7 protein-coding genes are annotated in these 8,383 nt (G+C 71.1%); 1 reads left to right on the top strand and 6 read right to left on the bottom strand.

Annotated elements, in window-relative coordinates:
• Positions 1–181 precede the first annotated feature (181 nt).
• Positions 182–958: a DeoR/GlpR family DNA-binding transcription regulator gene (locus ABFJ78_RS47550; RefSeq protein WP_436394098.1), complete on the top strand. Its 777-nt coding sequence runs from the start codon at positions 182–184 to the stop codon at positions 956–958.
• On the opposite strand, the gene ABFJ78_RS47545 is transcribed toward ABFJ78_RS47550, so the two are convergent.
• The 6 genes from ABFJ78_RS47545 to ABFJ78_RS47520 all read right to left on the bottom strand — a co-directional run bounded on the left by ABFJ78_RS47545 (position 955) and on the right by ABFJ78_RS47520 (position 8,335).
• Positions 955–1,761, bottom strand: coding sequence for an SGNH/GDSL hydrolase family protein (locus tag ABFJ78_RS47545; RefSeq protein ID WP_436394097.1), 807 nt, complete (start codon positions 1,759–1,761; stop codon positions 955–957). The genes ABFJ78_RS47550 and ABFJ78_RS47545 overlap by 4 nt on opposite strands.
• Positions 1,762–1,822: 61 nt before the next feature.
• Complete coding sequence (locus ABFJ78_RS47540; protein WP_436394096.1) at positions 1,823–3,310, bottom strand: alpha/beta hydrolase; 1,488 nt, start codon at positions 3,308–3,310, stop codon at positions 1,823–1,825.
• Positions 3,311–3,392: 82 nt separating this feature from the next.
• Positions 3,393–4,757, bottom strand: a complete 1,365-nt coding sequence (locus ABFJ78_RS47535; RefSeq protein ID WP_436394095.1) for an MDR family MFS transporter — start codon at positions 4,755–4,757, stop codon at positions 3,393–3,395.
• Between the two features lie 47 nt (positions 4,758–4,804).
• Positions 4,805–5,791 carry a substrate-binding domain-containing protein gene (locus ABFJ78_RS47530; protein WP_436394094.1) on the bottom strand — a complete coding sequence of 329 codons (987 nt, stop codon included), beginning with the start codon at positions 5,789–5,791 and terminating at the stop codon, positions 4,805–4,807.
• Between the two features lie 13 nt (positions 5,792–5,804).
• Complete coding sequence (locus ABFJ78_RS47525; RefSeq protein ID WP_436394093.1) at positions 5,805–6,809, bottom strand: ABC transporter permease; 1,005 nt, start codon at positions 6,807–6,809, stop codon at positions 5,805–5,807.
• Complete coding sequence (locus tag ABFJ78_RS47520; protein WP_436394091.1) at positions 6,806–8,335, bottom strand: sugar ABC transporter ATP-binding protein; 1,530 nt, start codon at positions 8,333–8,335, stop codon at positions 6,806–6,808. The genes ABFJ78_RS47525 and ABFJ78_RS47520 overlap by 4 nt, the downstream gene beginning before the upstream one ends.
• Between the last annotated feature and the right edge of the window lie 48 nt (positions 8,336–8,383).

The following is an 8,383-nucleotide window of genomic DNA, read 5'->3' as shown; positions in this document are numbered from 1 at the left end:
AATCGGCGCTGCCGACCACCACCAGAAGGCAACCACCAGAACGCCGATTCCCCACGCCCCGGCGAAGCCGTCATCTTGAAACCCGGCCCAAGGGGTAGCGTACGAGCGACACCTCCAATGCACCATACTGCTCGGAACACCGGCAAACGGCGCACGAGAATGCGCGAAGGAGTAACCCCCAATGGCCCGGCACGAACGACTCACCACCCTCCTGGACATGCTGGGCCAGCGGGAAAAGATCGACGTCGAGGACGTCGCGGCCGAACTGGACGTCTCGGCAGCCACGATCCGCCGGGATCTCGACCACCTGGCCGAACAGCAACTCCTCACCCGCACCCGCGGCGGCGCCGTGGCGAACGATCTCGCCTACGACCTTCCCCTCCGCTACAAAACCGCCCGGCACGTCCCGGAAAAGCAGCGGATCAGCACCGCCGCGGCCGCGGAAGTCACCAAAGGCATGGTGGTCGGCCTCAACGGAGGAACGACCACCGCGGGCGTCGCCAGAGCGCTGGCCATGCGGTCCGACCTCAACAGCACTCCCGGCCTCACCGTCGTCACCAACGCCCTCAACATCGCGCACGAGCTCGCCGTGCGGCCGAACGTCAAGATCGTGGTCACCGGCGGGGTTGCCCGGCCGCAGTCGTTCGAACTGAGCGGGCCTCTTGCCACGCGCGTGCTCAGTGAGCTCACCATCGATCTGCTGTTCCTCGGCGTCGACGCCTTCGATGCCGGCGCCGGTGCGTTCGCCCACCACGAAGGCGAGGCCAGCATCAACCGGCTGATGGTGGAACGCGCCGAGCGCGTGGTCGCCGTCGCGGATGGGTCCAAGCTGAGGCGGCGGGCCTTTGCCCGGATCTGCGAGACCACGCAGGTGCACGCCCTCGTCACCGATACCGATGCCGACCCCGAGGCCGTGCGGGCCTTCGAAGCCGCCGGGGTCGAGGTGCGGACCGTCTAACGCGCGAACGCCAGCGCCGCGGCCAGCGCGCGGTGCCCGGCCGCGCTCGGGTGGACGTCGCAGCCGCCCGTCGGGAGCTTCACCAGCAGGCCCGCCGCGCACGGGTCGCCGCCCGTGCGCAGGGAGGCCAGGAGGAACGCCGTGAAGCCGTCCGCGATCTTGCCGTGGTAGCGGCGGGTCACCTGCGTCAGCGCCGCGTCGAGGGCCTTGACCTGCGCCACCTGTGTCGGGTCGCGGTAGTCGAGCGAGTAGTACGACACCAGCACGACGTCGCCGCGGTACTGGGTGCGCACCGCGGAGAGGATCGACGCGAGGTTGCGGCTCACCTGGTTCAGGGCGGCGGTGAACGAGGCGCCCGTGCAGTGGTCCGGGGTCGTGTCCTGGCACCGGAACATGTCGTTCGCGCCGATCGTCAGCGTCACGAGCCGCGTGTCGCGGTGTGATCGCAGGTACTGCACGGCGTAGTCGATCTGGGCGCCCGAATACGAAACGTGCAGCGGATACGCCAGGCGGTAGCCGTTTTCGCAGCCGTTGCTCGGCGCGGTGACCACCAGCAGGCTTCCCGTCGTCTCACCCGGACAGGACGCGTTCGCCAGCCGCAACCCGCGCAGCGCCGCGTACTTCTCCGCGTAGCCGCTGAAGGCGGCCGCGTTCGAGTAGTCCGCGTTGGGCCGGTAACCGAACGCGACGGAATCGCCGAGGGCGAGGTACCCGCCGTGGCGGGACGTCGCTTGCGCCGGCGCCGTCAGGAGCGAACTCGCCGCGATGACCACCGCGGCCAGGACGAGAAATCGGCGAAGCATCGCAAGCTCCTTCCGTCGCGGCCGAAACGATTGTCCTCGCTCCGGCCGCGCGACGGAAGCGTCAGAAGCCGATCGTCGACGGCGGTTTCGGCCCGGCCATCCGGGCTTCGGGCGTCCCCGGCTCGACGGCCGCGCAGTGCGTGCCGCGCGCCGGGAGCTTGCCGGTGATCAGGTAGTCGTCGGTCGCCTTGATCACGCACTGGCTGTTCTTGGAGTACGCGCCGTGGCCCCAGCCGTCGTAGGTGAGCAGCGTGCTGCCGCTCTGCCGGGCCGCGGCCCGCGACCACGCGTACGGTGTCGCCGGGTCGTACTTGCTGCTCAGCATCAGCAGCGGCGGCGCGCCGTGGACCTGCAGCGGGTGCTGCGGGTTGCTGGTCTTGTTCGGCCAGCCGACGCACCCGGTGACCGCCGCCCAGCCCAGTGAGTTGACCTTGACGTCCGGGGCGAGCGCCGCCGCCGTCCGGCGGTACGCCTCGAGCTCGGCGTAGTTGTGCACCGGCAGCTTCCAGTCGTCGCAGAACACGCTCTGGAACACCGTGTTGACCGGGATGTCGTCCTTCAGTCGCACCGACGCGGGCCGCGGGGTGCCGTCCGCCAGCGACTTCAGGACCGTCGCGAGCCTGTCCCAGCTCGGGCCGTAGAAGGAGCCCTGGAACATTCCCGCGAGCGAAAGCGGCGTGATGACTTCGCCGCTCTGCGGATCCTTCAGATCCCCGCGCGCGGCTTTGTCCTGCAGGTCACGCGTCAGCTTCGAGACGTCGCGGCCGTGCAACGCGCAGCTCGGCGTCCGGGCGCACCACGCGACGAACTCGCCGAACTCCGCCTGCACCGACTGGGTTTCGCTGTTCAGGAACTCGAACGCGGTGTACTGCGAGTGGTCCATGTTGCTGTCCAGCACGAGCGCGCGCACCTTGTCCGGGAACAGCTCGGCGTACTGCTGGCCCATCAGCGTGCCGTACGAAACCCCGTAGTACGTCAGCTTTTCGTCGCCGAGCGCGGCGCGGATCGCGTCCATGTCCCGCGCGACGCTCTTGGTGTCCCCGAACTGCCCCAGCGGCCCGGAAAGCCTGTTGCAGCTTTCGCCGAGCTTCCGGTTGTACGCCGCGAGCTGCTCGAATTCGGCCTGGTTGCGCGGAACCTGCGGGTGGTCGGCGATGACTTCGTCGAGCCCGCACTTGATCTGCGTGCTGTCGCCGACGCCGCGCGGGTCGAAGCCGACGGTGTCGAACCGCTTGGTGATCTCCGGTGAGAGCGACCAGCCGGCCTCGACCTCGCCCGCGCCCGCCCCGCCGGGGCCGCCCGGGTCCATCAGGATCGACCCGATGCGCGCCTGCGGGTCGGCGGCTTTGCGCCGCGCCAGCGCGATACTGGCGGTGCCCCGATCCGGGTGTGCCCAGTCGATCGGCACGGTCACGGTGCCGCAGTCGACGGCGGGCGCGTCGGCGCACGGTTTCCAGTCGATCGCTTCGGTGGCCGCCGAAGCCGGCGTTGCCGCCAGCAGGCTCCCCAGTACTGCCGCCGCTGTCAGCAGCTTCGCTACCCCCGCCATGCCAGCCCTTCCCCTTACCGACAGTGGTTGTCCGGCTCCAGGAAATCACCAATCGGGGGTTCGCGCCAGGTTCCCAGGTGGATCAGGCCGTGCCGTCCATTGTGGACGAACGTTCCGCGCGCCGGAGCCACACCGTCGCGGCGGTACCGAGCGCGCACACGGCACCGAGGACGCCGAAAGCCCAGCCGAACCCGGTCGCCGGATCGACGGTGAGGCCGCGCGACAGCACGATTACGCACAACGCGCCCCCGGCCGCGCCGCCCACGCGCATCACGATGTTGACCAACGCCGTCGCGTGCCCGAGTTCGCCGGCCCGGACCGACGCGTACGCCGCCGTCGACGCGGGCATGATCGACAGCCCGAGTCCCGCGCCGCGGACCACGAGCAGTGCCTGGATCAGCCACATCGGCGCGTCCGGGCCGAGCCACGGTAGCGGGACGGTGGCCGCCAGCACCACCACCGACCCGGTGAGCGAGACGGTGCCGCCGCCGTAGCGGTCGGTCAGCCGGCCGGCGACGAGCACGAACACCGTCGTGGCCAGGCCCATCGGCGCGAGCAGTACGCCGGCTTCGGCGGGGCCGGCGCCGAGCCGGACCTGGAACCACAGCGGCAGCACCAGGACCGCGCCGAACATCCCGGCGCCGGCGAGCAGGACCGACGCCAGCGCCGAACCCATGACGGGCCGGGCGGCCAGCCGCAGGTCCAGCACCGGGTGCCGGACGCGCAGCGAGCGCCAGGCGAAGACCGCGAGCGCGAGGGCGCCGACGGCCGCGAACAGCGCGTTCCGCTCGGTGAGCGTGTAGACGAGCAGCGGCAGGCCGAGCGTGATCAGCGCCAGGCCGGGCCAGTCCACCGGCGGCGGCTGCCCGCGGTCGCCGCGCGGGACGTACCGCAGCGCCAGGCCGAACGCGACCAGGCCGATCGGCAGGTTGAGCCAGAACAGCACCGGCCACGAGAAGTGCGCGAGCAGGAACCCGCCGACGCTCGGCCCGACGACCGGCGCCAGCCCGACGACCAGGCCGAGCGTGCCCATGGTGCGGCCGAGCCGTTCCGGGCCGACGGCCAGCCCGATCACGGTCTGCCCGGCCGTGACCATGACGCCGGTGGCCATGCCCTGCAGCGCGCGGAAGGCGATCAGGGTGGCGGCGTCCGGGGCGAGGGCGCAGGCGATCGACGTGAGCAGGAACGCCGCCAGTGCCCAGAGCCAGAGTCTTCCGGCGCCGAGTTTCTTGACGAGCCACGGGGTCAATGGGAGCGCGGCGGAGAGGCCGAGGAGGAAGGCCGTCGCGACCCACTGGATTTCGATGAGGCCGACCCCCAGGCGCAGCCTCATCGACTCCAGACCGACCGCGACGATCGACCCGTCCATGTTGCCCAGGAACCCGCCGAGCGCCATGACGCCGGAGGCGATCCAGACGGTGCGGGGGATGGGTGGGGCAGTGGTCATGGTGCCGACGGTAGAAGTTCGAGGAAGGTTGAGGTCAAGGACCGGCGTCAGCGGTTGCCCCGCGCGTACACCTCGGCGGCGTTGGCCTGCGTGACGAGCTGTGTCGGCAGCATCTGCGTCTTCGCCGGCTTCGCGCAGTCGATGAGGATGCTCTTCGCCGATGCCACCGCTTCGCGGCCGCCCGTCGGGTAGACGAACGTCGCCGCGAGGCGGCCGGCTTCGACCGCCTTGATGCCGCCGGAGGGGATCGGCAGGCCGTCGATGCCGATGAACTTCACCTTCTTGTCCAGGCCCGCGGCCTTCGCGGCGAGGTACGCGCCTTCGGCCATCGGGTCGTTCTGGGCGTAGACGGCCTGGATCTCCGGGTGCGCCTTGAAGATCGCGTCCGCCTGCTGCTGGCCCTTTTCGCGCAGCCAGTCACCGTCCACAGTGGTCACGATGTCGATGCCGCGGCCCTCGATGCCCTTGGCGAAGCCGTCCTGGCGCTCCTTGGCCGGGGTGGACCCGGCGAGCCCGCGGATCTCGGCGATCTTCCCGCCCTGCGGCAGCACCTGGTCCGCCAGGTACTGCCCGGCCTGCCGGCCGATGTCGACGTTGTCGGCGCCGATCCACTGCGTGTACGCGTCGCCGTCGACCTTGCGGTCCAGCACCAGCACCGGGATGCCCTTGTCGTAGGCCTTCTTGACGACGGCGGTCAGCGGGGTCGCCTCGTTGGGGCTGATGATCAGCAGGTCGATCCGCTGCGTCAGGAAGTTTTCGACGTCGGCGACCTGCTTCGCGTTGTCCTGCTGCGCGTCGGCGAAGTTCACGGTGAACTGCGAGACCTCGCGAGCCGCGCGGGCGATGTCGTCGTCCATCTGCTTGCGGTAGGGCTCGCTCAGGTTGGCCTGGCTGACGCCGATCGTGTACTTCCCGCCGGCTCCCCCGCACGCGGCCGCGGACGTCGTGGCGCCCTGCCCCGAGTTCTCGTGCGTGGTGCCGCAGGCGGCCAGGAGCAGGACGAGCGCGGGTAGCGCGAAGTGCTTGCCGGACATCTCTTTTTCCCCTCTACGGTGTCGGACGCAGCCGCTGCAGACCCGCGGCGGCCACGATGACCAGGCCCTTGATCAGGAGTTGCACGTTGGGGTCGACGCTGTTGAGCGCCAGGATGTTGTTGAGCACGCCCAGCAGCAGCGCGCCGGCGACGGTGCCGGACACCGAGCCGCGGCCGCCCGAGAGCGCCGTGCCGCCGATCACGACCGCGGCGATCGCGTCGAGCTCGTAGCCGCTGCCGTCGTTGGGACTGCCCTGGTTCAGCTGGCCGGCGTGGATGATCCCGGCCAGCGCGGCGAGCAGCCCGCTCAGCCCGTAGACCAGCACCTTCACCCGGGTGACGGCGACGCCGGACAGGCGCGCGGCCTTCTCGTTGCCGCCGATCGCGTAGACGTGCCGGGCGAACGCGCTGGTGCGCAGGAAGACGATGGCGGCGACGGCGACCACGGCGAAGATCACCGCGGGGATGGGCACCAGCCCGTTGAACGTCCGCTCGCCGAGCAGGGAGAACGCGACGGGCGCCTCGCCGGGCCCGTCGCCGTACGCGATCGCGACTCCCTGACCACCCGACCAGATCCGCGCCAGCCCGCGCGCGACCTGCAGCCCGGCGAGGGTGACGATGAACGCCTGGATGCCGAACACCGCCGACGCGACGCCCTGCAGCAGGCCGAAGACCAGCCCGGCGGCGAGCACGACCAGCACCGCGGGGAGCACGCCGAAGCCGTCGTTCACCAGCAGCACCGCCGAACCGACCGCGGCCAGCCCGAGCACCGCGCCGACCGACAGGTCGATCCCGCCGACCAGGATCACGAACGTCATGCCGACCGCGATGATGCCGATCTCGGCGATCGCGCGGACGACGTTGAAGAGGTTCTCGCCGCTGAGGAACACGAGGTCGCCGTCGTGGCTCGGCGAGAACACGATCGCCGCGGCGAGCACCAGGACCAGGCCGAAGAGGCTCTGGAAGCGGAACAGCGCGGTCACGACGTCGCGCCGCGGCAGGAACTCGGTGGTGGTCATCGCGTTTCCCCCATCGCCGCGGCGAGCAGTTCGGCTTCGCCGGCGTCGTGCGTGTCCAGTTCGCCGGCGCCGCGGCCGTCGTGCAGGACGACGACCCGGTCGCACAGGCCGACCAGCTCGGCGGGCTCGGAGGACGCGAGCAGGACGCCGATGCCGCGGGCGGCCGCGGCGGCCAGCAGCTGGTAGATCTCGGCCTTCGCGCCGACGTCGACGCCGCGGGTCGGCTCGTCGAGCAGGAGCAGCTTCGGTTCGGTGAGCAACGCGCGGCCCAGCACGACTTTCTGCTGGTTGCCTCCGGAGAGCGTGCCGACGGGATCGGCGAGCGCCCCCTTCACCTTCAGGTCGCCGAGGACCTTCGCGACGGTGTCGTTCTCGCGCCGCCGGGTGAGGAACCCGGCCGTCGCCAGTTTGTCCACAACGGACAGTGCGGTGTTGGCGCGGACGGAATGGGGGAGCGCCAGGCCGGCGATCCGGCGGTCCTCCGGGACCAGCGCCAGCCCGAGCCGGACGGCGTGCCGCGGGCTCCTCGGCCGGATTTCCCGGCCGCCGAGGAAGACGTGGCCGTGCCACCGGCCGGGTGTGCCGGCTCCGAACAGCGTTTCGAGGAGCTCCGTGCGGCCCGAGCCGAGCAGCCCGCCGAGGCCGACGATCTCGCCGGCGCGCACGGTCAGCGTGATTCCGGCGGGTTCCCGGCGGCCGGGCCGGTGCCGCCGCGGGCGCAGCGCGAAGTCGTCGAGGCGGAGCAGCTCGCCGCCGGTATCCCCGTGCTTGACGCGGAACAGCGCCTGGACCGGTCGGCCGATCATCGCTTCGGTGACCCGCTCGACGGTCAGCTCGTGGGCGGTGAATTCGGCGGCGACACGGCCGTTGCGCAGGACGGTCGCGCGGTCGGCGAGCCGGCCGATCTCCTCGAGCCGGTGGGAGATGTAGACGATGCCGGCGCCCGCGTCGCGCAGCTCGTCGATCACCTTGACCATCCGCTCGACTTCGATGCCGGTCAGCGCGGACGTCGGCTCGTCCATGACGAGCACGCGCGCGTCGAGCGCGAGGGCCTTGGCGATGGCGACGAGCTGCTGCTCGCCGGTGCGCAGCTCGCCGACGGCGCGCTTCGGGTCGAGCGCGATCCCGGTGCGGGCCAGCAGTTCGCGCGTTTCGCGGTGCATCCGCTGCCGCGCGACCGTGCCGAGCTTCGTGTGCGGCTCGCGGCCGAGGAAGATGTTGGCGGCGACGGAAAGCCCGGGGACGAGGTCGAGTTCCTGGGGGATCAGCGCGATGCCGCGGCGCTGCGCGTCGGCGGGACCGCCGAACACGACGGGCTCGCCGTCGACCTCGATCGTGCCGCGGTAGCCGGTGATGTCGCCGGAGAGGATGCGCACGAGCGTCGACTTGCCGGCGCCGTTTTCCCCGAGCAGCGCGTGGACTTCGCCGCGGCGCACGGTGAAGTCCACGCCGTCGCACGCGAGCGCGCCGCCGTAGGCCTTGCTGATGCCCGTCAGCGCGACCAGCGGGGTACCCGGCTCTTCCATGACACCCCTCGCGTCGGCGGAAGATGGGAGTAATCGATTACTCGACGC

The sequence above is a fragment of the Amycolatopsis sp. MEPSY49 genome (assembly GCF_051337345.1).
GTDB lineage: Bacteria > Actinomycetota > Actinomycetes > Mycobacteriales > Pseudonocardiaceae > Amycolatopsis.
The sequence above is the reverse complement of the archived record's forward strand: the minus strand, read 5'-3'. Positions and strand labels throughout refer to the sequence as shown.